The 24,942-nt window shown below is 65.4% G+C and carries 24 protein-coding genes; 16 read left to right on the top strand and 8 right to left on the bottom strand.

What is annotated here, in order from left to right; genetic code table 11:
* Nucleotides 1-94: 94 nt before the first annotated feature.
* The 12 genes from ACVIYL_RS38785 to ACVIYL_RS38730 all read left to right on the top strand — a co-directional run bounded on the left by ACVIYL_RS38785 (nt 95) and on the right by ACVIYL_RS38730 (nt 14,329).
* On the top strand, nt 95-1,126 hold the full coding sequence (locus ACVIYL_RS38785; protein WP_456781936.1) for a class 1 fructose-bisphosphatase: 1,032 nt from the start codon (nt 95-97) through the stop codon (nt 1,124-1,126).
* A gap of 10 nt (nt 1,127-1,136) precedes the next feature.
* The gene (locus ACVIYL_RS38780; RefSeq protein WP_057015938.1) at nt 1,137-2,012 is read left to right on the top strand and encodes a phosphoribulokinase; all 876 of its coding nucleotides are present in this window, start codon (nt 1,137-1,139) and stop codon (nt 2,010-2,012) included.
* Nucleotides 2,009-4,030, top strand: coding sequence for a transketolase (gene tkt, locus ACVIYL_RS38775; protein ID WP_456781032.1), 2,022 nt, complete (start codon nt 2,009-2,011; stop codon nt 4,028-4,030). The genes ACVIYL_RS38780 and tkt overlap by 4 nt, the downstream gene beginning before the upstream one ends.
* A 15-nt stretch (nt 4,031-4,045) precedes the next feature.
* The gene (fba, locus tag ACVIYL_RS38770; RefSeq protein WP_057015872.1) at nt 4,046-5,128 is read left to right on the top strand and encodes a class II fructose-bisphosphate aldolase; all 1,083 of its coding nucleotides are present in this window, start codon (nt 4,046-4,048) and stop codon (nt 5,126-5,128) included.
* Between the two features lie 30 nt (nt 5,129-5,158).
* Complete coding sequence (locus ACVIYL_RS38765) at nt 5,159-6,622, top strand: form I ribulose bisphosphate carboxylase large subunit (RefSeq protein ID WP_456781031.1); 1,464 nt, start codon at nt 5,159-5,161, stop codon at nt 6,620-6,622.
* Between the two features lie 12 nt (nt 6,623-6,634).
* The gene (locus ACVIYL_RS38760; RefSeq protein ID WP_076833455.1) at nt 6,635-7,060 is read left to right on the top strand and encodes a ribulose bisphosphate carboxylase small subunit; all 426 of its coding nucleotides are present in this window, start codon (nt 6,635-6,637) and stop codon (nt 7,058-7,060) included.
* Nucleotides 7,061-7,169: 109 nt separating this feature from the next.
* Nucleotides 7,170-8,111 carry a CbbX protein gene (gene cbbX / locus ACVIYL_RS38755; RefSeq protein WP_456781030.1) on the top strand — a complete coding sequence of 314 codons (942 nt, stop codon included), beginning with the start codon at nt 7,170-7,172 and terminating at the stop codon, nt 8,109-8,111.
* Nucleotides 8,108-8,824 (top strand): HAD family hydrolase, encoded by a 717-nt coding sequence (locus tag ACVIYL_RS38750; RefSeq protein WP_456781029.1) that lies wholly within the window; start codon nt 8,108-8,110, stop codon nt 8,822-8,824. The genes cbbX and ACVIYL_RS38750 overlap by 4 nt, the downstream gene beginning before the upstream one ends.
* A 615-nt stretch (nt 8,825-9,439) precedes the next feature.
* Entirely contained in the window at nt 9,440-10,513 is a 1,074-nt protein-coding gene (gene chvE, locus ACVIYL_RS38745; RefSeq protein ID WP_057015877.1) for a multiple monosaccharide ABC transporter substrate-binding protein, read from the top strand.
* A gap of 157 nt (nt 10,514-10,670) precedes the next feature.
* Nucleotides 10,671-12,251: a multiple monosaccharide ABC transporter ATP-binding protein gene (gene mmsA / locus ACVIYL_RS38740; RefSeq protein ID WP_456781028.1), complete on the top strand. Its 1,581-nt coding sequence runs from the start codon at nt 10,671-10,673 to the stop codon at nt 12,249-12,251.
* Nucleotides 12,248-13,438 (top strand): multiple monosaccharide ABC transporter permease, encoded by a 1,191-nt coding sequence (gene mmsB, locus ACVIYL_RS38735; protein WP_456781027.1) that lies wholly within the window; start codon nt 12,248-12,250, stop codon nt 13,436-13,438. The genes mmsA and mmsB overlap by 4 nt, the downstream gene beginning before the upstream one ends.
* Nucleotides 13,439-13,495: 57 nt before the next feature.
* Nucleotides 13,496-14,329 (top strand): inositol monophosphatase family protein, encoded by an 834-nt coding sequence (locus ACVIYL_RS38730; protein ID WP_456781026.1) that lies wholly within the window; start codon nt 13,496-13,498, stop codon nt 14,327-14,329.
* A gap of 240 nt (nt 14,330-14,569) precedes the next feature.
* Here ACVIYL_RS38730 and ACVIYL_RS38725 read toward each other — a convergent pair whose 3' ends face one another.
* Entirely contained in the window at nt 14,570-15,931 is a 1,362-nt protein-coding gene (locus ACVIYL_RS38725) for a glycosyltransferase family 87 protein (protein WP_456781025.1), read from the bottom strand.
* A 211-nt stretch (nt 15,932-16,142) separates the two neighbouring features.
* On the opposite strand from ACVIYL_RS38725, the gene ACVIYL_RS38720 reads away from it, so the two are divergent.
* On the top strand, nt 16,143-16,838 hold the full coding sequence (locus ACVIYL_RS38720) for a DUF4336 domain-containing protein (RefSeq protein WP_456781935.1): 696 nt from the start codon (nt 16,143-16,145) through the stop codon (nt 16,836-16,838).
* A gap of 32 nt (nt 16,839-16,870) precedes the next feature.
* On the opposite strand, the gene ACVIYL_RS38715 is transcribed toward ACVIYL_RS38720, so the two are convergent.
* Nucleotides 16,871-17,797, bottom strand: a complete 927-nt coding sequence (locus ACVIYL_RS38715; protein WP_456781024.1) for a GlxA family transcriptional regulator — start codon at nt 17,795-17,797, stop codon at nt 16,871-16,873.
* 104 nt (nt 17,798-17,901) lie between these two features.
* On the opposite strand from ACVIYL_RS38715, the gene ACVIYL_RS38710 reads away from it, so the two are divergent.
* Nucleotides 17,902-18,729, top strand: coding sequence for a dienelactone hydrolase family protein (locus ACVIYL_RS38710; RefSeq protein ID WP_283062426.1), 828 nt, complete (start codon nt 17,902-17,904; stop codon nt 18,727-18,729).
* Here the strand turns inward: ACVIYL_RS38710 and ACVIYL_RS38705 are convergent.
* The 5 genes from ACVIYL_RS38705 to cobU are packed head-to-tail and all read right to left on the bottom strand — an operon-like array spanning nt 18,712 to nt 21,168.
* Entirely contained in the window at nt 18,712-19,458 is a 747-nt protein-coding gene (locus ACVIYL_RS38705) for a CbtA family protein (RefSeq protein ID WP_456781023.1), read from the bottom strand. The two genes, ACVIYL_RS38710 and ACVIYL_RS38705, sit on opposite strands and share 18 nt — an antisense overlap.
* A 10-nt stretch (nt 19,459-19,468) precedes the next feature.
* Nucleotides 19,469-19,681, bottom strand: coding sequence for a CbtB domain-containing protein (locus ACVIYL_RS38700; protein WP_141339884.1), 213 nt, complete (start codon nt 19,679-19,681; stop codon nt 19,469-19,471).
* The gene (locus ACVIYL_RS38695; protein WP_456781022.1) at nt 19,678-20,022 is read right to left on the bottom strand and encodes a hypothetical protein; all 345 of its coding nucleotides are present in this window, start codon (nt 20,020-20,022) and stop codon (nt 19,678-19,680) included. Before ACVIYL_RS38695 ends, ACVIYL_RS38700 begins: the two co-directional genes overlap by 4 nt.
* Nucleotides 20,000-20,632 carry a 5,6-dimethylbenzimidazole synthase gene (gene bluB, locus ACVIYL_RS38690; RefSeq protein ID WP_456781934.1) on the bottom strand — a complete coding sequence of 211 codons (633 nt, stop codon included), beginning with the start codon at nt 20,630-20,632 and terminating at the stop codon, nt 20,000-20,002. The genes ACVIYL_RS38695 and bluB overlap by 23 nt, the downstream gene beginning before the upstream one ends.
* A gap of 32 nt (nt 20,633-20,664) precedes the next feature.
* The gene (gene cobU, locus ACVIYL_RS38685; protein WP_456781021.1) at nt 20,665-21,168 is read right to left on the bottom strand and encodes a bifunctional adenosylcobinamide kinase/adenosylcobinamide-phosphate guanylyltransferase; all 504 of its coding nucleotides are present in this window, start codon (nt 21,166-21,168) and stop codon (nt 20,665-20,667) included.
* Nucleotides 21,169-21,316: 148 nt separating this feature from the next.
* On the opposite strand from cobU, the gene cbiB reads away from it, so the two are divergent.
* Nucleotides 21,317-22,258 (top strand): adenosylcobinamide-phosphate synthase CbiB, encoded by a 942-nt coding sequence (gene cbiB / locus ACVIYL_RS38680; protein WP_456781020.1) that lies wholly within the window; start codon nt 21,317-21,319, stop codon nt 22,256-22,258.
* Nucleotides 22,259-22,269: 11 nt separating this feature from the next.
* Nucleotides 22,270-23,238, top strand: a complete 969-nt coding sequence (gene cobD / locus ACVIYL_RS38675) for a threonine-phosphate decarboxylase CobD (protein WP_456781019.1) — start codon at nt 22,270-22,272, stop codon at nt 23,236-23,238.
* Nucleotides 23,239-23,490: 252 nt separating this feature from the next.
* On the opposite strand, the gene ACVIYL_RS38670 is transcribed toward cobD, so the two are convergent.
* Complete coding sequence (locus ACVIYL_RS38670; protein ID WP_057015889.1) at nt 23,491-24,939, bottom strand: cobyric acid synthase; 1,449 nt, start codon at nt 24,937-24,939, stop codon at nt 23,491-23,493.
* Nucleotides 24,940-24,942: the final 3 nt, after the last annotated feature.

Below are 24,942 nucleotides of genomic sequence, written 5' to 3'. Positions count from 1 at the left end.
AATTCGCGCGTTGATAGGGCGAAGGCGACTCCCCTGAGGTCGCCTCTCGAAGCCTCGGGACAGAGGGCGCGATCATAGGGAGAGGCCGGTGGAGATTCGTCCAGCATTGCATGCCCATCTGGAGTGGCCCGCGCAGCACAACCCGTTGCGCGCCGCGACCGTTGTGGTGATCGAAGCCCTTGCGCGTGCGGCGATCGAGCTCTCGCGCATCATTGCCGCCGGGCCGCTCGCCGGCGTCTGCGGCGAGAGCGGCGGCGTCAATCCCGACGGCGACCGCCAGAAGACCATCGACATCGTCGCCGACGATCTGATGCGGAACGCGCTGCGCACCGCGCCGGTCGCCGCAGTGCTGTCGGAAGAAGTCGAACTGCCCGAGACGCTCGATTCCGACGCGCCGCTCTGTGTCGCGATCGATCCGCTCGATGGATCCGCCAATCTCGAAAACAACATCTCGATCGGCACGATCTTCTCGATCCGGCCGAAGGGAAACGACGTCATCTCGACCTTCTTCGAGCCCGGCACGGCGCAATGTGCCGCCGGCTGCTTCATCTATGGTCCGCAGACCGTGCTGGTGCTGGCGCTCGACCAGTGCGTCGACTGTTTCACACTGGACCCGCGAAGTGGCGAGTTCGTTCTGACCGCGCGCGATCTGCGCGTGCCGCAGGATGCGTCGGAATTCGCCATCAATGCCTCGAACCGGCGGCACTGGAGCGGCCCGGTGCGCAGCTACATCGACGATTGCCTCGCCGGAGTGAACGGCGAGCGCGGGCAGGACTTCAACATGCGCTGGATCGGCTCGCTGGTCGCTGAAGCCTACCGCATCCTGATGCGCGGCGGCGTGTTTCTGTATCCGGCGGATGCGCGCCAGGGCTATCGCGAAGGCCGGTTGCGTCTGCTGTACGAGGCGCATCCCATCGCATTGATCATGGAATGGGCAGGCGGTGCGGCGTCGAACGGCCGGTCGCGCATTCTCGAACTGTCGGCACGCACGCCGCATCAGCGTGTGCCCCTGATCATGGGATCGGCGCGCGCCGTGCGCGACGTCGATGCGATCCACCTGACCGTCGAGCCGTTGTTCGAAAGCAGCGATGCCCCGCTGTTCGCGCGGCGCGGCCTGTTCCGCTGAGGAGGACCGCATGTCACGTCGGCATCCCATCATCTCGATCACCGGCTCCTCCGGGGCCGGCACCACCTCGGTGAAGAAGACGTTCGAGAACATCTTCCGCCGCGAGAACGTGGTCGCCGCCTATATCGAGGGCGACGCCTTCCACCGCTACGACCGCGCCGAGATGCGCAGCCTGATGGCGGAGAGGGCCGAGCACGGCAACAAGCACTTCAGCCATTTCAGCCCCGAGACCAATTTGTTCGAGGAGCTGGAGAAGCTGTTCAGCGACTATGCCGAGACCGGCACCGGAACCACGCGGCACTATGTGCACGACGAGGAGGAGGCGCGGCTCTACGGCGCCAAGCCCGGCACCTTCACCGCCTGGGAGGCGCTGCCGGAGAATTCCGACCTCTTGTTCTACGAGGGCCTGCACGGTGCCGTGGTCACCGACAAGGTGAATGTCGCGCAGCATGCCGACCTCAAGATCGGCGTCGTGCCGGTCATCAACCTCGAATGGATCCAGAAGCTGCACCGCGACCGCAGCCATCGCGGCTACTCCACCGAGGCGGTGACCGACACCATCCTGCGCCGCATGCCGGACTACGTGAATTACATTTGTCCGCAATTCACCGAGACCGACATCAACTTCCAGCGCGTGCCGACCGTCGACACGTCGAACCCGTTCATCGCGCGCTGGATCCCGACGCCGGATGAATCGATGGTCGTGATCCGCTTGAAGAATCCGCGCGGCATCGATTTTCCCTATCTGCTCTCGATGATCCCGAACAGCTTCATGTCGCGCGCCAATTCGATCGTGGTGCACGGCGCCAAGCTCGACCTCGCGATGCAGCTCATCCTGACCCCGCTGATCCTGCAACTGATCGAACGAAAGAGGCGAACGATATGACCGCACTTGCGTCCGTTGCCAGCCGCCCCGAAATCAGCCACGACGAGATGGCGAACGCCATCCGCTTCCTCGCCGTCGACGCGGTCGAGCAGGCGAAATCTGGCCACCCTGGCATGCCGATGGGCATGGCCGATGTCGCGACCGTGCTGTTCACGGAGTTCCTGAAGTTCGACCCGGCCGATCCGGCTTGGCCCGACCGCGACCGCTTCGTGCTGTCGGCGGGGCACGGCTCGATGCTGCTCTACGCGCTGCTCTATCTGACGGGCTACGAGAGCATGACGCTCGATCAGCTCAAGGCATTCCGGCAGTGGGGATCGAAGACCCCGGGCCATCCCGAGTACGGCCACACCCCGGGTGTCGAGACCACGACCGGGCCGCTCGGGCAGGGGGTTGCGACCGCGGTCGGCATGGCGCTTGCCGAACGGCTGATGAACGCGCGCTTCGGCGACGACCTCGTCGACCACTACACCTATGTGATCGCCGGCGATGGCTGCCTGATGGAAGGCATCAGCCATGAGGCGATCTCGCTGGCCGGCCATTTGCGGCTGAACCGCTTGATCGTGCTGTTCGACGACAATCATATCTCGATCGACGGCGCCACCTCGCTGTCCTGCTCGGACGACCAGACGGCGCGGTTCAAGGCCAGCGGCTGGAACGTCAACCGCGTCGACGGCCACGATCCGCAGGCGATCACCGCGGCGATCAGGCAGGCGCGATCGAGCGATCGTCCGTCGTTGATCGCCTGCCGGACGGTGATCGGGTTCGGCGCGCCGAACCGGCAGGGCAGCGAAAAGGTGCATGGCGCGCCGCTCGGTGCCGATGAGGTGGCGAAGACCCGTGCCGCGCTGCGCTGGCCGTATCCGGCATTCGAGGTTCCCGATGCGGTGCTGGCGGAGTGGCGCGAGCTCGGCGGCCGCGGCCGCGACGCGCGGCGGGCCTGGATCGAGCGTTCGCGCGGCGCCTGCAAGGGCGACAGGGCCGAGCGGTCTCCGTTCCACGATGCGCTGAACCGGAAATTGCCCTGCGCCTATGCCGAGGCGATGGCAAAGTTGGTGGAGCGGTTCGCGACCGAGCGGCCGAAGCTCGCCACGCGGCAGGCTTCGCAGCAGGTCATCGACGTGATCGCGGAGGCGTTGCCCAATTTGCTGGGCGGCTCGGCCGACCTCACGCACTCCAATCTGACGCTGGCGAAGTCGCAGGTTTCGGTGCGGCCGGAAACGCTCGACGGCAGCTACATCCACTACGGCATTCGCGAACACGGCATGGCCGCGGCGATGAACGGCGTCGCCCTGCACGGCGGGTTCATTCCCTATGGCGGCACCTTCCTCAGCTTTGCCGATTACAGCCGGCCGGCGATCCGCCTTGCGGCGCTGATGGGGATCCGCGTCATCCATGTGATGACCCACGATTCCATCGGACTCGGCGAGGACGGGCCGACGCATCAGCCGGTCGAGCATCTGGCGGCGCTGCGCGCGATCCCGAACGTCCTGGTGTTCCGCCCGGCCGATGCGGTCGAGACGGCGGAAGCGTGGGACTGCGCGCTGAAGGCAGAGACCTCGCCGTCGATCCTCTGCCTGTCGCGGCAGGCGCTGCCGACGGTTCGCGACGGCAGCAAGGACAACCAGGTCGCGCTCGGCGCCTACGTTCTCGTCGAGCCGGCCTTCGCGCGTGACGTCACCCTGATTGCAACGGGTTCGGAGGTGGCGATTGCGCTCGAAGCCGCAAAGCTGCTGGCGGAAGACGGGGTACAGGCCGCGGTCGTCTCGGCCCCGTGCTTCGACCTGTTCCGCCAGCAGCCGAGCGACTATCGCGCCCAGGTGCTGGGCAGCGCCCCGCGCGTCGGCGTGGAGGCTGCGGTCGAGGGCGACTGGACGCGTTGGCTCGGAGACGACGGTGCATTCGTCGGCATGGCCGGCTTCGGCGCTTCCGCGCCGGCCGACGTGCTCTACCGCGAATTCGGCATCACGCCCGCGGCAATCGCTGCTGCAGCAAAACAGCTCATTCAACGAGCGAATTGAAAGGAGGACGCCACCATGGCGCGGATAACCCTGAGGCAGTTGCTGGACCACGCCGCCGAACGCGGCTACGGCGTTCCGGCCTTCAACATCAACAATATGGAGCAGGGCCTCGCCATCATGGAGGCGGCGGCTTCCTGCGATGCGCCTGTCATCATCCAGGCCTCGCGCGGCGCGCGCTCCTATGCCAACGACATCATGCTGGCGAAGATGATCGACGCGCTCGAGGAGATGCATCCGCAGATTCCGCTCTGCCTGCATCTCGATCACGGAAACGAAGAGGCGACCTGCGCCACCGCGATCCGTTACGGCTTCACCTCCGTCATGATGGACGGCTCGCTCAAGGCCGACGCCAAGACCGCAGCCGATTATGACTACAACGTCGATATCACCCGCCGGGTGGTCGACATGGCGCACTGGGTCGGCGCGTCGGTCGAAGGCGAGCTCGGCGTGCTCGGCTCGCTCGAGCATGGCGGCGGCGAGCAGGAGGACGGTCACGGCGTCGAGGGCAAGCTGAGCCATGACCAGCTGCTCACCGATCCGGACCAGGCGGTCGATTTCGTCCGCGCTACCAAGGTCGATGCGCTTGCGATCGCGATGGGCACCTCGCACGGCGCCTACAAGTTCACGCGGCGGCCCGATGGCGAGATCCTGGCGATGCGCGTAGTCGAGGAGATCCATACCCGCCTGCCGAACACGCATCTGGTGATGCACGGCTCGTCCTCGGTGCCGCAGCCGCTGCAGGACATGTTCAACCAGTTCGGCGGCGAGATGCCGCAGACCTGGGGTGTCCCGGTCGAGGAGATCGTCCGCGGCATCAAGCACGGGGTGCGCAAGGTCAATATCGACACCGATTGCCGCCTGGCGATGGCGGCGGCCTTCCGCAAGGTCGCCGTCCAATCGAAGAGCGAGTTCGATCCGCGCAAATTCCTGAAGCCCGCGATGGATTCGCTTCGCGAACTCTGCCGTGACCGCTTCGAGCAATTCGGCACGGCCGGCAATGCCGCCCGGATCAAGGTGGTTGCACTGCCGGAGATGGCCCGCCGCTATCGCGCCGGCGCGCTCGATCCGCAAATTGGAAAGATGACCCAGGCCGCCTGAGCAAATGGCGACGAACCACAGGAGATTTCGATGAATATACAGCAGTCGATCACGGTGCGCGGCAAGGATCGCTACAAGTCCGGCGTGATGGAATACAAGCGGATGGGCTATTGGGAGCCGAACTACGAGCCCAAGGACACCGACGTCATCGCCTTGTTCCGCGTCACGCCGCAGGATGGCGTCGATCCGACCGAAGCCTGCGCGGCGGTGGCGGGCGAATCCTCGACCGCGACCTGGACCGTGGTGTGGACCGACCGGCTGACGGCCGCGGAGAAATACCGGGCGAAGTGCTACCGCGTCGATCCGGTGCCGAATTCGCCGGGCAGCTACTTCGCCTACATCGCCTATGACCTCGACCTGTTCGAGCCGGGCTCGATCTCGAACCTGACCGCCTCGATCATCGGCAATGTGTTCGGCTTCAAACCGCTGAAGGCGTTGCGGCTCGAGGACATGCGGCTGCCGACCGCCTATGTGAAGACATTCCAGGGCCCGGCGACCGGCATCGTGGTGGAGCGCGAGCGGCTCGACAAGTTCGGCCGTCCGTTGCTCGGCGCCACCGTGAAGCCGAAGCTCGGCCTGTCGGGCCGCAACTATGGCCGCGTCGTCTATGAGGCGCTGAAAGGCGGGCTCGATTTCACCAAGGACGACGAGAACATCAACTCGCAGCCCTTCATGCACTGGCGCGAGCGCTTCCTCTACTGCATGGAGGCGGTCAACCGCGCGCAGGCCGCGACCGGCGAGATCAAGGGGACCTATCTCAACGTCACCGCGGCGACCATGGAGGACATGTACGAGCGCGCGGAGTTTGCCCATGAGCTCGGCTCCAACATCGTCATGATCGACCTTGTGATCGGCTACACCGCGATCCAGTCGATGGCGAAGTGGGCGCGCAAGAACAACATGATCCTGCATCTGCATCGCGCCGGCCACTCGACCTACACGCGGCAGCGCAGCCACGGTGTCTCGTTCCGCGTGATCGCGAAATGGATGCGGCTCGCCGGCGTCGATCACATCCATGCCGGCACGGTGGTCGGCAAGCTCGAGGGCGATCCGAACACCACCCGCGGCTATTACGACATCTGCCGCGAGGACTTCAATCCGTTGCACCTGGAGCACGGCGTGTTCTTCGACCAGAACTGGGCGAGCCTCAACAAGCTGATGCCGGTGGCCTCCGGCGGCATTCATGCCGGCCAGATGCACCAGCTGCTCGATCTGCTCGGCGAGGACGTCGTGCTGCAGTTCGGCGGCGGCACCATCGGCCATCCCCGCGGCATCCAGGCCGGCGCCACCGCCAACCGCGTCGCGCTGGAGGCCATGATCCTCGCCCGCAACGAGGGGCGCGACTACGTCCATGAGGGGCCGGAGATCCTGGCCAAGGCGGCGCAGACCTGCACGCCGCTGCGCGAGGCGCTCGACGTCTGGAAGGACGTCACCTTCAACTACGAGTCGACCGACGCCCCCGATTTCGTTCCCACGCCGAGCATGGCGGTCTGAGAGGAGGTTCTCATGCGCGTTACCCAAGGCTGCTTCTCGTTCCTGCCCGATCTCACCGACGAGCAGATCGCCGCGCAGGTGCAATACTGCCTCGACAAGGGTTGGGCGGTGAACATCGAGTTCACCGACGATCCGCATCCCCGCAACACTTATTGGGATATGTGGGGCCTGCCGATGTTCGACCTGCGCGATGCGGCGGGCATCATGAAGGAGCTCGCCGACTGCCGGCGGGTCTATGGCGACCGCTATATCCGGATCTCCGGCTTCGATTCCAGCCCGGGCTGGGAGTCGGTTCGCATCTCCTTCATTGTCAACCGGCCGCAGGAGGAGCCAGGCTTCCGGCTCGACCGCCAGGAGGCGGCCGGACGCAATCTGCGGTATGCGACCCATTCCTATGCAGCGGGCCGCCCTGAAGGCGAACGCTACACCGATCATTGACCGCGTCCGGCTTGCAAACCAGGCGGGTTGCTCCCTCGACCGTCCTGGTCCGGATGCACTTCTCCGTCGTCGCCGCCGCGGCGACGGAGCTTTTCCAGGCGAGATGATAATGACGCAGGCGCAAGAACAGATCAGCGAACAAATCCGCGAGACCCCGCTCGAGACCATCGACCTTCGCCATGAATTCGCCGACCTCGGCATCGGCGACGTGCTCGACCAGCTCGATTCCGAATTGATCGGCCTGAAGCCGGTGAAGACCCGCATCCGCGAGATCGCCTCGCTGCTGCTGGTCGAACGCATCAGGCAGAAGATGGCGCTGGCGACGACGTTTCCGACCCTGCACATGTCGTTCACCGGCAATCCCGGCACCGGCAAGACCACGGTCGCGCTGCGGATGGCCGGCATCCTGCACAAGCTCGGCTTCGTGCGCCGCGGCCACGTCATCAGCGTCACGCGCGACGACCTCGTCGGCCAATATATCGGCCACACCGCGCCGAAGACCAAGGAGATCTTGAAGAAGGCGATGGGCGGCGTGCTGTTCATCGACGAGGCTTATTACCTGTACCGCCCCGAGAACGAGCGCGACTACGGACAGGAGGCGATCGAGATCCTGTTGCAGATCATGGAACAGCAGCGCGAGGATCTGGTGGTGATTCTGGCCGGCTATGGCGACCGCATGGAGAAATTCTTCCAGAGCAATCCGGGGTTCCGCTCCCGCATCGCGCATCACATCGACTTCCCCGACTATTCCGACGGCGAGCTGCTCTGGATCGCCGAACTGATGTTGCAGCAGCAGAATTATCGGTTCTCTCCGGAAGCCCGCGAGGCCTTCATCCGTTACATCGCCGTGCGCAAAGAACAGCCGCTGTTCTCCAATGCACGCTCGATCCGCAATGCGCTCGATCGCATCCGGCTGCGCCAGGCCAACCGTATCGTGGCGAAGCTCGACCGCACGCTGACGGCCGACGACGTGATGTCGATCGAGGCCGGCGACGTGCTCGCCAGCCGGGTGTTCGTCAAAGGCGCGGGTGCGCCGGGCGAGGGACGATGAACGAGGCGCTCGCCGTGATCCGGTCCGCCGGGATGCGCGACATCATCGCGAGCGCCCGCGCCCTGATCTTCGATGTCGACGGCACGCTTGCCGAAACCGAGGAGGTGCACCGCCGCGCCTTCAATGAGGCCTTTGCCGAAGCCGGCCTCGATTGGTTCTGGGACCAGGTCACTTACGCGCGGCTGCTTCGGGTGGCCGGAGGCAAGGAGCGCATCCGCGCCTTCGACCAGCGCAACGCGGTCCCAATGCTGACATTCGCCGAGATCGCCGACCTGCACAGGATCAAGACCGCGCGCTACGCCGCGCTGATTGCCGCGGGCGGGTGCCCGTTGCGGCCGGGCGTCAGGGCCTGGCTCGCCGGCGCGCGCAGCCGCGGCCAGCGCCTGGCGATCGCAACCACCACCTCGCACGGCAATATCGATGCGCTGCTTTCGGTTTCGCTCGGGCTGGACTGGGCCGATCAGTTCGAGGCGATCGTTGCCGGCGACGACGTGCCGCGCAAGAAGCCGGCGCCCGATGTCTACACCGAGATCCTGGCCCGGCTCGGGCTCGGGCCGGGAGATTGCGTCGCAATCGAGGATTCCGGCAACGGCCTCGCCGCCGCGGCGCGCGCCGGCATCCCTGTCGTCATCACCCGCAGCACCTATTTCAGCGACGACGATTTTGCCGAGGCTCTGCTGGTTGTTGACGATCTCTCTGACATCGACGCCTGAAGATCGCTGCCGCCGGCCGGCAGCTCAGGCCAATTTATTCAGATGGTGAAATAAATGGCGCTTGCATCCATAGCAGGGTGAAGGCACAATCCGGCCAAAGGTTACCAGAAGCAGTGCTGCACCACCTGAGAGGCGATGGGACTTGCCAGCGATTCCGGACAGTACTCCTGCGACCCTCCGCGTCTCCGATCAATTTCTTCGGATAATTAAATAAATGGCCAGTCGGCGCTTGCGTCCACATTGCAGCGGCAACATCAACCAAAAGGTGCAGAAAGCGGCAGCGCACCGCCAGACGTCCTGTCGGACGCTGGCGCTCGCCAACGATTCCGGGAGACCGGCGCCTCATCATCCTCCACGTCATTCCTGCGCCTCGTTCGTCCCACGACATGACTCGCGGCTGAGCCCGGCATTGCGGGATCGACATGACCGACCATGCGGAGCGAGCATTGGCGCTGTTGACGGGGTCGATCGACATTCCGCAATTTCGGTTCGTGACGGTCTCGGCGCCGATCCGACATCGCCGTAGAATCTGCGGCCGGCCCACGAACGATCGCCGTCGATTGACGCTGTCCACGGCAACTGGAATCCCAACTCAAAAAAGCGAGGGAGTGAAGCATGTTCAAATTGAAGACCACCTTGTTCGCGCTTGCGCTGGCCGGCCTTGCCGCGACGGTGTCCGATCGCGACGCCATGGCCCAGAGCAAGCCGACCATCGGCATCGCGATGCCGACCAAGTCCTCGGCACGCTGGATCGACGACGGCAACAACATGGTCAAGGTGCTGAAGGAGCGCGGCTACGGCACCGATCTGCAATATGCCGAAGACGACATTCCGAACCAGCTCTCCCAGGTCGAGAACATGGTGACCAAGGGCGCCAAGGTGCTGGTCATCGCCGCCATCGACGGCACCACCTTGTCCGATGTCCTGAAGCAGGCCAAGGCCCAGGGCATCACGGTGATCGCCTATGACCGCCTGATCCGCGGCACCCCCAACGTCGACTATTACGCGACCTTCGACAATTTCCAGGTCGGTGTGCTGCAGGCCCAGTCGATCGAGAACGCGCTCGGGCTCAAGGAGGGCAAGGGGCCCTTCAACATCGAGCTGTTCGGCGGCTCGCCCGACGACAACAATGCGTATTTCTTCTACGACGGCGCGATGTCGGTGTTGAAGCCCTACATCGACAGCGGCAAGCTCGTGGTCGGCAGCGGCCAGACGGGCATGAACAAGGTTGCGACGCTGCGCTGGGACGGTGCGACCGCGCAGGCGCGGATGGACAACCTGCTCAGTGCGTTCTACGGCAAGAAGCGCGTCGACGCGGTGCTGTCGCCCTATGACGGCCTGTCGATCGGCATCATCTCCTCGCTGAAGAGCGTCGGCTACGGCAGCAAGGACCAGCCGATGCCGTACATCAGCGGGCAGGATGCCGAAGTCCCCTCGATCAAGGCGATGCTGCGCGGCGAGCAATATTCGACCATCTTCAAGGACACCCGCGACCTCGCCAAGGTCACCGCCGACATGGTCGACGCTGTGCTGAGCAAGAAGGAGGTCAGCGTCAACGACACCAAGACCTACAACAACGGGGTCAAGGTGGTTCCGTCCTATCTCCTCAAGCCGGTCGTGGTGGATAAGACCAATTGGGAGAAAGTCCTGATTGACAGCGGCTATTACAAGCGCTCGCAATTCGACTAGAGCGTTTTCGAGCGAAGCGGGTACCGGTTCGCGTGAGGAAAACGCGTCAAAACTAGAATCTGGAGCCCCGTTCCGATTTAATCGGAACGGAATGGGCTCTAGGGCGGAGCGGCAGCGAGCCGGGCCGGGGACGATCGACGCTGCGGGACATGATCCGATGACGGCAATGCTTGAGATGCGCGGCGTCAGCAAGAGCTTTGCCGGCGTGCAGGCGTTGCGCGACGTCAGCTTCATTGTCGAGGCCGGGCAGATCCATGCGCTGGTCGGCGAAAACGGCGCCGGCAAGTCGACCTTGATGAAGGTCTTGAGCGGAGTCTATCCGGCCGGCAGCTACGACGGGTCGATCGTGTTCGACGGCGAGGAGCGGCGCTTCCGCGACATCAACGACAGCGAGGCGCTTGGGATCATCATCATCCATCAGGAGCTGGCGCTGATTCCGCTGATGTCGATTGCCGAGAACATCTTTCTGTCGCATCCGCCGTCGCGGTTCGGCGTCATCGACCGCAACGCGGTGCATCGGCGGACCGCCGAACTGTTGGCGCAGGTCGGCTTGCGGGAGCCGCCGGACACGCTGATCACCGACCTCGGCGTCGGCAAGCAGCAGCTCGTGGAGATCGCCAAGGCCCTGTCCAAGCGGGTGCGCCTCCTGATCCTCGACGAGCCGACCGCCAGTCTCAACGAGGCCGACAGCGCCGCCTTGCTCGAACGTCTCCTGGCCTTCCGCGAGCAGGGCATCGCCTCGATCCTGATTTCGCACAAGCTGAACGAGGTTGCGCGGGTCGCCGACCGCATCACGGTGCTGCGCGACGGCCGCACCGTCGACAGCATCGACTGCCGGACCGAGCGGATCGAGGAGGACCGCATCATCCGCAGCATGGTCGACCGCGACCTCGCGCATCGTTTCCCCGAGCGGAAGGCGGAGATCGGCGAACCCGTGATGACGGTGGAGAACTGGTCGGTGTATCACCCGCTGCATACCGAGCGGCAGGTGATCAAGAACGTCGACTTCACGCTGCGCCGCGGCGAGGTGGTCGGCATCGCCGGCCTGATGGGGGCCGGCCGCACCGAGTTCGCCATGAGCCTGTTCGGCCGCGCCTGGGGTTATAACGTCTCCGGCAAGGTCCGCCTCGATGGACGCGAGACCGATCTGTCCAGCGTGCCGGCCGCGATCGATGCCGGCATCGCCTATGTCACGGAAGACCGCAAGCAGCTCGGGCTGATCCTTGCCGCCGACGTCCGCAAGAACGTGACGGTGGCGAGCCTGCGCCAGGTGTCGGAGCGCGGCGTGATCGACGATGTCGTTGAACTGAAAGCCGCGAGCGACTACCGCACCCGGATGCGGATCCGCTGTTCCGACGTCTACCAGGCGACCGGCGACCTCTCGGGCGGCAACCAGCAGAAGGTCGTGCTGTCGAAATGGCTGATGACCGATCCGAGGGTGCTGCTGCTGGACGAGCCGACGCGCGGGATCGACGTCGGGGCGAAATACGAGATCTACTCCATCATCAACGAGCTGGCGGAGGCCGGCAGAGGCGTCGTGGTGATCTCCTCGGAGATGCCCGAGCTGCTCGGCATCTGCGACCGGATCTGCGTGATGAATGACGGCGCCTTCGTCGGGGAGTTTGCAAGGCACGACGCGACGCAGGAGAAGATCATGCGCGCCATCATGCGCAATGTCAGAATGTCCGGACGCGGCGCCGACGAAAGGGCGGCACGCGCCGGAGGAGGGGCACCATGACCGACAAGACGCTATCACTTCCCGAGGCCCACAGGCATTCCGGCTTCATCAAGAACAATCTGCGCAACTACGGCATGCTGCTGTCGCTGCTCGCGATCATGCTGTTCTTCGAGATCGTGACCGACGGCACGCTGTTGCAGCCGCTCAACCTCACCAATCTCGTGCTGCAGAACAGCTACATCGTCATCATGGCGCTCGGCATGCTGCTGGTGATCGTCACCGGGCATATCGATCTTTCGGTCGGCTCGGTCGCGGGCTTCGTCGGCGCCGTCGCGGCGGTGCTGATGGTGCGCTACCATGTCAGCTACCCGATCGCCTTCGTCGCCTGCCTCTTGGTCGGCGCCGCGATCGGCGCGGCCCAGGGCTACTGGGTGGCCTATTTCGGCATTCCGTCCTTCATCGTGACGCTGGCGGGCATGCTGGTGTTCAAGGGCCTCGCGCTTGCGGTCCTGCAGGGCCAGTCGGTCGGGCCGTTCCCGCCGACCTTCCAGAAGCTGTCGTCGGGCTTCATCCCCGAGCTGTTCCCGAGCGCCGGCACGCTCTATCCGACGTCGCTCGCGATCGGCATCGTCCTGGCGTTTGTCCTGGTGCTGGCGACCGCCAGGAGCCGGGCGCGCGAGCAGGCGCACGGCATCGCCGTCGAGCCCTATGCGTTCTTCGTCGTCAAGAGCATCGCGCTGGCGGGCGCGGTGCTCTACTTCACCTATCTGATCGCCTCGCATCGCGGCCTGCCCAACGTGCTCGTCATCATGACCGTCCTGATCGCGCTCTATGGCTTCGTCACGCGGCGGACGGTGATCGGGCGGCAGATCTACGCGGTGGGCGGCAATGCCAAGGCGGCGAAACTGTCCGGCGTCAAGACCGAACGGCTCACCTTCTTCACCTTCGTCAACATGGGCGTGCTGGCCGCGCTCGCCGGGCTGGTGTTCGCAGCCCGGCTCAACACCGCGACGCCGAAGGCCGGCCTCGGCTTCGAGCTCGATGTGATCGCCGCCTGCTTCATCGGCGGTGCGTCGGCCTATGGCGGCGTCGGCCGGGTCGGCGGCGCGGTGGTCGGCGCCATGATCATGGGCGTCATGAACAACGGCATGTCGATCCTCGGTATCGGCATCGATTATCAGCAGGTGATCAAGGGCCTCGTGCTGCTTGGCGCCGTCTGCATCGATGTCTACAACCAGCGCCGCTGACCGCCACGCAGTCACAATTCCACGGTAGGATGCCGGCGCAACGCAGGAGAATGCCGCGTGAAACTGTCCCATGCCGACGCGCTTGATATCGGAGCCATCCTTGCCGAAGTCGGCCGCAGCGAGATCATGCCGCGGTTCCGCCGCGTGCGGGAGATCGAGGTCCGCACCAAGACATCGGCATTCGACGTCGTCACCGAAGCCGATGAACTTGCCGAGCAGGCGATATCGGCGGCGCTGCTGCGGGCGTTTCCGAATGCGGTTGTGATCGGCGAGGAGGGCACCGCGCGTGATCCGGCCACGCTCGATCAGGTCGGAACCGCGGAGCTTGCCTTCATCATCGATCCGATCGACGGCACGCGGAACTTCACCTCGAGTCTTCCGCTGTTCGGCACCATGGTGGCCGCCACCATGCGCGGCGAGATCGTGTTCGGCGCGATCCATGATCCGGTCAGCAACGACACCGCATTCGCGCTGCGCGGCGAGGGCGCGTGGCTCGCGATGCCGGACGGCCGGCGGCATGACCTCAAAGTGGCTCCCGCCGTGCCGGTCAAGCAGATGGATGCGATCGTCGGCGTCAACTTCCTGCCCGAGCCGCTGCGCACGATCGTCGCCGGCAATCTTTCCAGGCTCGGCGGCAGCGCCTGGCTCAGATGCGCCGCGCACGAATATCGCATGGCGGCGTCCGGACATTGCCATCTGCTGTTCTACAACAAGCTGATGCCATGGGATCATGCCGCGGGCTGGCTGTTGCATCGCGAGGCCGGCGGCTACAGCGCGCATTTCGACGGATCACCCTACCGGCCGGTCAATCTGACCGGCGGCTTGCTGTGCGCACCCGACGAGGCGAGCTGGCACGCGGCGCGAGAGGCGATCCTGATGCCGGCTGGATAGCAGCGGACGCCGGTTCGTCGCGTTGCGGCGGTTATGAGCCACATTGGTTTTCGGATTCAACTGTCAAACAGCTTGTTCGGTGCGAAAGCAGGGACCCATACGCCGCGGCAGGTGTTGTGAGTGGGACTCGTTGTCCCAACATCGTTCAACAATCAGCATTTGTGGTTATGGGTCCCTGCTTTCGCAGGGACGACACCCAATATGGGTCGTCGTTTGTGGGTCATAGCTTCGCTTAGGGCGTCAGGTCTGCACGATTTCGCCGTCCAAGGGTGGCAGATGCCTGATGCGGCGCACGACAAGGATGGCAACCGCCGCAACGGCGATCGGTGCCAGTTGCATGCCGTTGGCGCCCGCAGGTACCATGGCGAATGGCGTCAAATAAAGCGCCGCAAGGGCGATGCGTTCATAGGGCAGCCAGCCCTGTGCAAGCGCCTGCGCGATCAGCCACGCGCCCGGGATCGCCAGGATCACGACCTCATAGTTGCCGAGCGACGGCACGCACAGGCCGGTCATCGCCACCATCAGCGCGATCTCGGCGGCGCCGCCGGGACGTTTTCGCAGCACCAGGATCAGGACGGCGATCGCGATCGCGGCCGCGGTCACCTGGACGAGCCAGGCCGTGCTGCTGGATCCGCCGGCCAGCCTGACCGCGGCATAGGGGCTGGCGAACTTCTCGAAACCGGGGCCGCCGCCGAGGCTCCAGGCGCTTGCCTCCGGCAGAACGGCAACGAACTTGATCCACGGATCGATCCCGAAGGAGGCGGTGGCCGCCAGCACAAGCACGAGCGTCGTTGCGGCCGCAGCAGCCAGCGCGCGCCAGCGCCGCGTGAGGATCAGCACCAGCGGCGCAAGCAGCGCGATCTGCGGCTTGTAGCTGAAGCAGCCGAGCAACGCGCCGGCGATCACCGGGTAGCGGTCCAGCGTGACGGCCGATCCGCCGAGCAGGGCCGCCGAGAACAGCGAATTCTGTCCAAACAGCGCGCACACCCACACGGCGGGAAAGGCGAGCGCGGGAGCGACGGAGCCGCGCTCGAGCATGGCTCTCACCGCGGCTGCATAGGCGGCGCCGGTTGCGAAGATCCAGATGACGGCCGCCGTTGCAAAGGGAACCAGTGCAAAGGGCACCCAGAACAATAGCGACGTCGGCGGGTAGAAGAACGGTGCGTAGGTGTTCTGACCGAGCACGGCGGCTACAGCGGCGCGGCCTGCGTCGCCATAGGCGTCGCCGGCGCGGCCTTCGAGCGCGAGCTTTGCCGCGGTCCAGAACGCCGCGAAATCATGGCCGACTTCCATCGTCGGCGCGGCCCATGGGATGATCGCGATGCAGGCGATGAACAGGACGAGAAATACGCGGGTGAAGGCGGTGACACGGTCAGCCGTGAGCCAGTTGGCCTCACGCAGCGCGGAGACCAGCGCGCCCGCGCCGGACTGCGGTGAATGCGCGATTGCCGTCTGCGGCTGACCTGTGGACGCATTCGGGCTTCGGTTGATGGTTGCGCGCGGCATCGCAGCGCCACGACCTGCGTCATCCGCTGCGAGGTGACGCGCGGCGTCATCCGCGAAGGCCACCCTGTGTCCCTCGAGGTCCGACTTTTGCGACATCGGCCGCTTCATCCCAATCGCGTCGTGCACGCGCAACATTTGGATCAAATCGTCTAAGGTTGCGTAAACCCGATCGTTGCAATTGGCCGCGGCGCAATCGGAACCGATGATCGACATTGCCCTTGTCCGCGGCCTGTCACGCCGGGCATGGTAAATGAACCCGCAACGCCGGCGGCAGCATGCGGCGCTCTACGGTCAGGTTTCATCGCAAATGGCGATATTGCAGCGGTTCGGCCACGACATCTGGATTGCCGGGGGGCCGAACCTCGCGGTCGCCGGGTTTCACTATCCGACCCGGATGGCCATCGTCAGGCTATCGGACGGTGCCCTTTTCCTCTGGTCGCCGGTCCGGTTGACGGAGCAATTGCAGGCCGGCGTCGACGCACTCGGCCAGGTCAGGCACATCGTGGCGCCCAACTCGCTGCATCATCTGTTCCTCGCCGAGTGGAAGCAGGCCTATCCGGCCGCTGTGCTCCACGCCCCGCCGGGCCTGCGCAAGCGGCGCCGTGACCTCGACTTCGACGCCGATCTCGCGGACGCGCCGAGCCTCGACTGGGCCGGACAGATCGATCAGGTGGTGATACGCGGCAACCTGATCACCACGGAGGTGGTGTTCTTCCATGTGGAAAGCGGCACCGTGCTGTTCACCGACTTGCTGCAGCAGATTCCTCCCGGACTGGTCTCGGGCTGGCGGGCGACAATCGCAAAGCTCGACCTGATGGTCGGGCCGGAGCCGTCGGTGCCGCGCAAGTTCCGCGTTGCCTTCACGGGCCGCCGCGCGGCGCGTGCGGCCTTGCAGAGGATTCTGGCGTGGCCTGCCGAAAAGGTGCTGATGGCCCATGGCACGCCCGTCGAAAAGGATGCGCCGGCATTCTTGCGCCGCGCCTTCGCGTGGCTGTCGGCGTGATGATTTCATCGCTGATGTGGCGTCGTTGCGGATCAACCGCCTGAACGGAAATGCCGCGGCGAATGCCGCGTTTCGCGCCGGATCAGCCGGCGGAGGGTCGAGGGCTCGGCGTATCCGACCTTACCCGCGATCTCTTCGACCGACAGGCGCGTGGTCTCGAGCAACGATCGAGCCGTCTCGATCCTGATGCGTTGCACGAATTGAATGGGCGACACACCGCAGATCGACTCGAGCCGTCTGGCAAATGTCCGCGGCGCCAGCGCCACCGCGGCGGCGACGTCCCCGATCGTGAAGTCGCGCGCGATGTTGCCGCGCACCCATTTCTCGGCCCGGGCGATCTTGGGGTCCTGGCTGGCAAGATAATTGATTGCCATGAACGGCGCCTGCGAATGCCGCTCGCCAAGCAGCAGGTAATTGGCGCAGCCCTTGGCCAGCGCCGGGCTGCCGAAACGCGCGATCACGGCAAGCATCAGGTCCATCTGCGCCATCGCCGCGCCGGCGGTTGCGATCGGCCAGTCGGCCACCACCATCCGCTCCGTCATCAGCTCGACATTCGGATAGCGTTGCCGAAACAGCGGCGCGAACCACCATGTCGTGGTCGCGCGCTTGCCGTCGAGCAGGCCGGTCTCCGCCAGCAGGAAACTGCTGGCGCAGGACGCGGCGAGCATCGCGCCGCTCGCGAACGCCGTGACCAGCATGTCGCGGGCGTGCCGACATGCCGGTGTCGCCAGCTTCCGCTCCAGCTCACCGGCCGATGCCGAGCCGAGCCCGGGAACGATGACGAGGTCGGCGCCGCGCAATCGGGCGGCGCGCCGCCTCGGCCCATAACGCAGCGTCGTCACCTCGAAGCGCGTGCGCTTCGTCGTACTGATCCGGTTGGCGGTGGCCAGCACGTCGTGGGTGATGGCGGCCGCTGACGCGAGGCAGCCGTCGATCTCGACAACCGCAATCCTGGTCATGTCATAAAATCCGCGATCAATGTCATTTTTGACACTAGCTGCCGGGCCGGAAAATCGCAACTCTGACGCCGAGACGCTGCCGATCTCGATCAGGAGGACCGCCGATGCCGAACCGGCCGATGACCCAGGACGATCCGCTCGAGGATTTCGAGCGCCGCCAGATCACCCTCGATGGTGCCGGCAAGACCGTCCATGTTGGCGGCGGCGGTCCTGCGGTGATCGTGATGGCGGAGATGCCGGGTATCAGCCCGCATGTGGCGCGCTTCGCCCGCTGGGTTCGCGATGCCGGATTCACCGTCTATATGCCATCGCTGTTCGGCCGCGACGGCGCTATTGCGAGCGCGGAGGAGGGCGCCGCGGTGTTTCAGCGCGCCTGCGTCAGCGCCGAGTTTCGCGCGATGGCCGCAAACCAGTCCAGTCCCGTGACGCAATGGCTGCGCGCGCTGGCGCGATTTGCCCATGACGAATGCGGCGGTCCCGGTGTCGGGGCCATCGGGATGTGCTTTACCGGCAATTTCGCGCTCACCATGATGCTGGAGCCGTCGATGCTGGCGCCGGTGCTTTCGCAGCCGTCATTGCCATTGAACGATCCGGCGGGCATCGAGATCGCGCCGGAAGAGGTCAGGGCGGTGCGCGAGCGGTTGGAGCGCGAAGACCTGACCGTGCTGGCCTATCGCTTTGAGGGCGACAAGTTCTGCATGGCGCAGCGCTTTGCGGCCTATCGCGAGGCGCTCGGCGACCGCTTCATCGGGCGAGTGCTTCCCGACAGCGCGGCGAACCGCGATGTGCCGCCGTTCTTCCGGAATTTCGTCACGACACCGCACAGCGTCGTGACCGTGCATCTGATCGACGAGGCCGGCCAGCCGACCATCGCGGCCCGCGATGAGATCCTGGCGTTTTTCAGGCAGCGGCTGTCACCTGTGAGCGGATGAGCCCGGCCGATCGAAATAGGCGAATGCGGCGCTCGTCAGGCTGCCCAGCAGGGACCAGAACACCAGACTGGTCAGCGTGACGGCGACCATGAACTGATGCGACAGGGACGAAGGCACGTTGGTCTCGACGTGCTCCAGCTCGGGCGCGCCAATCAGATGCGGCAGCATGATCAGGACCACGCCGGCGATGGCGGCCGGCATCGAGCGCCGGAACACGATCAGCCCGAGGCCGGCTGCGGTCGCAAGCACCGCCGTCACCCACCAGATCTGGCGCGAGAGCAATGGAGCGGTGGGAACGCCCGGTAATTCAGGCGGCAGTCCAAGGCCCGGAGCAATTGTAAAGACGGCAAAACCCGCGAGGCCCCACATCAAGCCTTCATGCCACGAGATCTGCTCGCCGGTCGCGCCGCTGCGAACCGCGAGGAAGCCGCAGAGCAGAAGCGCAAAACCGATCGCGGTCAGGATGTTCGCCCCCGCGGTGTAGACGTTGCGTTCCAAACCGTCGCGCGGCTCCCAGGCCTCCGCGCCATGATCATGATCCGCATGATCATGCACGAGGATCGCCTGCGGTGGCGCGGCGGCGTCGTGCTTGTGCGTGGCCGCCTTCTCGTAGACCTCGGCCCTGAGGATCAGGGGAACGGTGCCGAACTGCTGGACCGCCGTGACGATCAGGCCGACGATGAACCCGGCAATGACCGACGAGAAGACGATCGAGCGAAACGTGCTCATGCCAAGGAGATCAGTGGCAGGGGAAGGCGTTGGAATGGCGCACGTCATGCGCGGCGTTGTGGATTACGTCGATGTGCGAGAAGCCGACCACGCCGACGATGAACAGGCCGAGCGTCATGGCTATCAACGACTGCGCAAGCCGTCCGACCTGTCGGGTAGCGATCGGAAGATGCGTGACCTGAGCTTGAGTAACCTGGGCTTGCGCGGTCTGGGACTGGCTCATGGTCGTTCTCCACATTCGATTTGATCGGCTTCTAGCAGCTTTCGGGTGATGTCGCGACTGGTAAGATGCAAATTTGTTCCAGGGGGAATGCGCTTGCGCTCGATCTTGGCGCGTGCGGCTGCCTTGAAGGCTGGTTCAAACCGCCTGAAATGGGCGAGGCATGCGTCCACCGTCGGGTCGATGCCAAGCAGCGTGCGAAAGGCGCCCCGATGCACCGCGCAGATAGCGCGGTGCTCCGGCACGGGAAAGACCAGCGAGGCGATGTCGGCGCGCCAGTGCGCGTCACAGCTCAAGGTGCCGTCGCCGGCAGGGGCTCGGTCAGCGTCGGATGATGAATTCATCCGGACCTCGCCGCGATTCCCATTTGGCCTGTTCGAGCTCCGGGCGGTCGCACTCGGTCTGGGGGTAACCGATGCAGAGATAGCCGATAAATTTCCAGGAGTCCGGGATTTCCAGAACGCCATGAATGCGTTCTGGATTGAGGATCGACACCCAGCCGATGCCGATGCCTTCGGCGCGCGCGGCAAGCCACATCGAGCAGATCGCGGCCACCACGGAATATTCCGACGTCTCCGGCATCGTCGCGCGGCCGAGACCGGCGCCGATCCGGTCGGTCTTCTCGGCAAACACGGCGAGGTGACCCGGCGCCTCCTCGAGGCCCGATAATTTCAACGCGGCGTATTTTGTGGCGCGCTCGCCCGAATAGGACCGCAGCGCATCGGCGTTGCAGGCCTTGAAGTCGTCGATGACAGCGCGGCGTCGTGTCTTGTCGTCGACAATGACGAACCGCCAGGGCTGGCTCAGGCCGACCGAAGGCGACAGGCAGGCGATCTCGATCAGCCGCTCGATCGCGCCATCCGGCAGCGGATCGGTTCGGAACCGCCGCACGTCGCGCCGCCACACGAACAGTTCGTGCAGTTGCCGGCGAAACGTATCGTCGAATGAGACCATTGCGGGGCCTTTGGCAGGATCGATCTCGGACTTCATTTAAGCTTCATCGGCAGGCCCGCAACGACGAACTCGACCTCGTCTGCGATGCCGGCGATGGTCTGGTTCATGATTCCTGCGGCGTCGCGGAACGTCCGCGACAATGCGTTGTCCGGCACGATGCCGAGACCGACTTCGTTGGTGACCAGCACGACCGGGCCGTGCTGGCGCGACAGCGCATCCGCCAGCCGCGTCACTTCCTGCGACCAGTCGCGCCCGGCATGCAGCAGATTGGATAGCCAGAGCGTCAGGCAATCGACCAGCCTTGCACCAGCGCCATCGGTCCCGGACAGCGCTTCAACCAGATCGAGCGGCACCTCGCGCTCGATCCAGTCGCCGCCGCGCCGCGCGCGATGTTTGGCGATCCGCTCATCCATTTCTGTGTCGAGCGCCTCGGCGGTCGCGATATAGACCGGCTGTCCCGGAAAGCTGCGCGCACGAAGTTCGGCGCGCCGGCTTTTGCCGGACCGGGCTCCCCCCGTGATCAGAACGACGGCCATATCATCTCCTGTGCGACCGGTCTGCACGTCGCTCGGAAACGCTCTAACCATCAATCGCGCAGAAAGACAAAGCCGAAATCCGTCACTGAGGGCTTGCGCTCGGCCGATGTCTTGCGCATCAGGGGGACCGCGGCGCGGAGAGGGTCAAGTGGGTTTTGCGGGAGCGATGGCGGTGGCGATGGCGGTGGATGCCTTGATCGGCTGGCCGGCGTGGCTGTTTGCCCGCATCGGCCATCCCGTGACCTGGCTCGGCCGGCTGATCCATCTTGTCGACAGCGCCTGGAACCGCGCCTCCGACCCGCCGGCGTTTCGTCGCGGCGCTGGTATTGCGGCTGCGATCCTCGTGATCGCGCTGGTGATTGCGCTAGGCTGGGCCATTCAGTCCGTGCTCGCATCCGGATGGGTGCGCGTTGTCCTTGTCGGCGTCCTGGCATGGCCGCTGGTTGCCGTGCGCTCGCTGCATGACCATGTCGCCGCGGTGGCAAGTCCCTTGGCATCCGGCGACATCGCGGCCGCACGTTCAGCGGTCGCGCAGATTGTCGGGCGTGATCCGGCAACGCTCGACGACGCCGGCATTGCGCGCGCCACCATCGAGAGCCTCGCCGAGAATGCATCCGACGGCATCGTGGCGCCGGTGTTCTGGGGCGCACTGTTCGGCCTGCCGGGAATCCTTGGCTACAAGGCGATCAACACGCTGGACTCCATGATCGGTCATCGCACCGAGCGGCACGAAGCCTTTGGCTGCGCAGCCGCCCGGATCGACGATCTCGCCAATCTCATTCCGGCGCGGTTGACGGGTGTTCTGTTCGTGCTGCTCGCGCCGAACCGTTCGCAGGCGTGGTCATGCATGTTGCGCGATGCGCAGCGGCATCGCTCGCCGAATGCCGGCTGGCCGGAAGCTGCGATGGCCGGCGCGCTCGGCGTGCGGCTCAGCGGTCCTCGCATCTATCACGGGCACATCGCCGATGAGCCCTGGCTGAACGAGGGGGCGCGCGATCCGGCTGCCGCTGACGTCCTTACCGGGCTGAAACTCTATCGTTACGCCATGATTCTGTTGGCTGGGGCGCTGCTGGTCCTGGCGCTGGCGTGAAGGAGCGGCGCATGCGTGAGCACGGCGGGAACCTTGATGTCGCCCGGCAGCGCTTCGGCGGCGCCGCGGACGACTGGATCGACCTGTCGACCGGGATCAATCGGGTGCCGTATCCCTTGGTCGATGTCGAGCCGCGGCAATGGAGCGCGTTGCCGTCGCGATCCGATCTTGAATCGCTGCACGACGCTGCGCGGCAGGCCTATGTCACCAAGGCGCCGATCGTGGCGATGGGTGGTGCGCAGGCCGCGATTCAGTTGCTGCCGCATCTGGCGCTCAAGGGGCGGGCGCGGATTCTGGCGCCGACCTACAATGAATATGCCGCGGTGTTGTCGGCCGCCGGCTGGGACGTCGCCGAGGTGTCCGATCTCGCCGCGCTGGCGGGAGCGGACATCGCCGTCGTCGTCAATCCGAACAATCCCGACGGACGACGCCATGATCGGCGCGAGTTGCTGGCACTGCTGCCGCGCGTTGGCCGGCTCGTCATCGACGAGAGTTTTGCGGACGCCGTTCCTGACCTGTCCCTTGCACCGGAAGCAGGACACGCGGGGCTGCTGATCCTGCGCTCATTCGGCAAGTTCTACGGACTTGCCGGCTTGCGCCTCGGCTTCGCGATCGGCAGCGAGGCGGACGTCGCCGCGCTTGCGGCGAGGGCGGGCCCATGGCCGGTTTCGGGAGCAGCAATCGCGATCGGGCGGCGCGCGTTGCTCGATCACGACTGGGCAACGGCGACGGCTGCGCGGCTCGCGGACGACTGCGTCAGGCTCGATGCAATGGCGCGATCGCGGGGCTGGACGCTGGTCGGCGGCACGCCGCTGTTCCGTCTCTATGAGACCGGCGATGCGTTGGCCGCGCAGGAGAAGCTTGCGCGCAGCCAGATTTGGTCGCGGGTCTTCCAGCAGAAACCGGGATGGCTGCGCCTCGGCTTGCCGGGCAGTGAGCCCGAGTGGTCGCGCCTTTCCGCCGTGTTGTCTTCGGTCTAGCGACGATCTCAGCGTCACCTCGCGCCGCGTGCGGGGAGAGGCATAGGCCGCCTTCGGCGGCCGTTCTCAAGAACGCCAAAGCAGAGCTTCGGCTATGCCGCATCGCCAGATGCGTTCCGGGTGAGGGGGAGTTTCCGCGAACGCAGCTATCACCGGATATGCGGAGACGGCCCCTCACCCCAACCCTCTCCCCGTGAAGAACGGGGAGAGGGGGTATAGCGCCGTCGCTGTTCGACCAGGAATCATCTCGCTTTAACGCGCCAGCGCGAGCAGGCCTTCGACATCGAGATGGGTCTCGATGTGCCCGGCGAGCGCGTCGAGCGCGCTCTCGACCCTGGCGCCGTAAGTCTGATCCGCCGCGGGGATGTCGAGCTGTGCAAGGAACGCCTTGCGAAATTCGTCCGAGGCGAACAGGCCGTGCAGATAGCTGCCGTGAACGCGCCCGTCTGCGGAGACCGCGCCCTCAGCCGTACCGTCGAGTGATGCAAAGGGCCGCGCGCGATCCGGCCCGTCGGTGCGCCCGATATGGATTTCATAGGCGCTGATCGGCTGGCTGGTCGCGGCATGCACCGCGCTGGAGCGCGTCAGCGTCTTCTGTTCGGTCATGGTGGTTGCGACATCGAGCAGCCCGAGCCCGCGCGTTTCGCCGGCAGGACCTTCGATCCCATCGGGGTCGGCGACGCTGTGTCCAAGCATCTGGTATCCGCCGCACAGGCCGAGGACATGGCCGCCGCGGCGATGATGCGCGAGGAGGTCGATGTCCCAGCCTTGCGCGCGCAGGAAGGCGAGATCGCCGCGGGTCGATTTCGAGCCGGGCAGGATGACGAGCTTCGCATCACCCGGGATGGCTTCGCCCGGACGTACCATCACGAGATCGACGCCGGGCTCGAGCTTCAGCGGATCGAGGTCGTCGAAATTGGCAATCCGCGACAGCGCAAGGAACGCGATCTTGCACTGGCCGGGCTTGCGCGCCTCGCCGAGCCCGAGCGCATCTTCGGCCGGAAGTTCGCCGGCGCGGACGAACCAGGGCAGCACGCCAAAGCCGCGCCACGCCGTGCGTTCTTCGATCAGGCGATAGCCGTCGTCGAACAATGTCGGATCGCCGCGGAATTTGTTGATGACAAAGCCCTGGATCATCGCGGCATCATCAGGGTCGATCACCGTCTTGATGCCGACGAGCTGCGCGATCACGCCGCCGCGGTCGATGTCGCCGACCAGCACCACGGGCACGTCTGCTTTGCGCGCAAATCCCATATTGGCGATATCGGCTTTGCGTAAGTTGACCTCGGCGGGACTGCCGGCGCCCTCGACCAGCACCAGATCGGCGCGCTGCTTCAGGCGCGCAAAACTCTCCAGCACCGCGCCCATCAGCGATGGTTTCATGCCGGCATATTCGCGCGCGCGTGCGGTGGCGATCCGTTTGCCGTGCACGATGACCTGGGCGCCGACATCGGTCTCGGGCTTCAGCAGCACCGGGTTCATGTCGGTGTGCGGCTCGACGCCGGCGGCGAGCGCCTGCAACGCCTGCGCGCGGCCGATCTCGCCGCCATCGACGGTCACGGCGGCGTTGTTCGACATGTTCTGCGGCTTGAACGGCAGCACGCGCAGGCCGCGCCGTCTGGCGGCGCGGGCGAGGCCGGCGACGATGAGCGATTTGCCCACGTCCGAGCCGGCTCCCTGGATCATCAATGCGCGCGCCATCGT

It is taken from the genome of Bradyrhizobium sp. USDA 3315, from assembly GCF_054056795.1.
Note: the sequence above shows the minus strand (reverse complement) of the source record. Positions and strands in the feature narration are given on the sequence as shown.